The sequence below is a fragment of the Escherichia sp. MOD1-EC4550 genome (genome assembly GCF_963876935.1).
Lineage (GTDB): Bacteria > Pseudomonadota > Gammaproteobacteria > Enterobacterales > Enterobacteriaceae > Escherichia > Escherichia coli_F.
In genome coordinates, this window is sequence record NZ_CAWNSE010000017.1 from 1 (window position 1) to 1,871 (window position 1,871).

A 1,871-nucleotide genomic window follows, 5' to 3' on the forward strand; every position below is an offset into this window, starting at 1 on the left:
ACGCTTTATAAAACCTCTTCAAATTTGCGGTGCAAATTTGGTAGGCCTGAGTGGACTTGAACCACCGACCTCACCCTTATCAGGGGTGCGCTCTAACCACCTGAGCTACAAGCCTGTAGAGGTTTTACTGCTCATTTTCATCAGACAATCTGTGTGAGCACTGCAAAGCACAGTTCTTTAAGGTAAGGAGGTGATCCAACCGCAGGTTCCCCTACGGTTACCTTGTTACGACTTCACCCCAGTCATGAATCACAAAGTGGTAAGCGCCCTCCCGAAGGTTAAGCTACCTACTTCTTTTGCAACCCACTCCCATGGTGTGACGGGCGGTGTGTACAAGGCCCGGGAACGTATTCACCGTGGCATTCTGATCCACGATTACTAGCGATTCCGACTTCATGGAGTCGAGTTGCAGACTCCAATCCGGACTACGACGCACTTTATGAGGTCCGCTTGCTCTCGCGAGGTCGCTTCTCTTTGTATGCGCCATTGTAGCACGTGTGTAGCCCTGGTCGTAAGGGCCATGATGACTTGACGTCATCCCCACCTTCCTCCAGTTTATCACTGGCAGTCTCCTTTGAGTTCCCGGCCGGACCGCTGGCAACAAAGGATAAGGGTTGCGCTCGTTGCGGGACTTAACCCAACATTTCACAACACGAGCTGACGACAGCCATGCAGCACCTGTCTCACGGTTCCCGAAGGCACATTCTCATCTCTGAAAACTTCCGTGGATGTCAAGACCAGGTAAGGTTCTTCGCGTTGCATCGAATTAAACCACATGCTCCACCGCTTGTGCGGGCCCCCGTCAATTCATTTGAGTTTTAACCTTGCGGCCGTACTCCCCAGGCGGTCGACTTAACGCGTTAGCTCCGGAAGCCACGCCTCAAGGGCACAACCTCCAAGTCGACATCGTTTACGGCGTGGACTACCAGGGTATCTAATCCTGTTTGCTCCCCACGCTTTCGCACCTGAGCGTCAGTCTTCGTCCAGGGGGCCGCCTTCGCCACCGGTATTCCTCCAGATCTCTACGCATTTCACCGCTACACCTGGAATTCTACCCCCCTCTACGAGACTCAAGCTTGCCAGTATCAGATGCAGTTCCCAGGTTGAGCCCGGGGATTTCACATCTGACTTAACAAACCGCCTGCGTGCGCTTTACGCCCAGTAATTCCGATTAACGCTTGCACCCTCCGTATTACCGCGGCTGCTGGCACGGAGTTAGCCGGTGCTTCTTCTGCGGGTAACGTCAATGAGCAAAGGTATTAACTTTACTCCCTTCCTCCCCGCTGAAAGTACTTTACAACCCGAAGGCCTTCTTCATACACGCGGCATGGCTGCATCAGGCTTGCGCCCATTGTGCAATATTCCCCACTGCTGCCTCCCGTAGGAGTCTGGACCGTGTCTCAGTTCCAGTGTGGCTGGTCATCCTCTCAGACCAGCTAGGGATCGTCGCCTAGGTGAGCCGTTACCCCACCTACTAGCTAATCCCATCTGGGCACATCCGATGGCAAGAGGCCCGAAGGTCCCCCTCTTTGGTCTTGCGACGTTATGCGGTATTAGCTACCGTTTCCAGTAGTTATCCCCCTCCATCAGGCAGTTTCCCAGACATTACTCACCCGTCCGCCACTCGTCAGCGAATCAGCAAGCTGATTCCTGTTACCGTTCGACTTGCATGTGTTAGGCCTGCCGCCAGCGTTCAATCTGAGCCATGATCAAACTCTTCAATTTAAAAGTTTGATGCTCAAAGAATTAAACTTCGTAATGAATTACGTGTTCACTCTTGAGACTTGGTATTCATTTTTCGTCTTGCGACGTTAAGAATCCGTATCTTCGAGTGCCCACACAGATTGTCTGATAAATTGTTAAAGAGCAGT

The 1,871-nt window shown here is 52.3% G+C and carries 1 tRNA gene and 1 rRNA gene; both read right to left on the reverse strand.

Annotation, left to right across the window (positions count from 1 at the left end):
- Positions 1 to 38 precede the first annotated feature (38 nt).
- Positions 39 to 115: transfer RNA gene (locus AACU19_RS14630), tRNA-Ile, on the reverse strand.
- 68 nt (positions 116 to 183) lie between these two features.
- Positions 184 to 1,725, reverse strand: a 16S ribosomal RNA gene (locus AACU19_RS14635).
- Between the last annotated feature and the right edge of the window lie 146 nt (positions 1,726 to 1,871).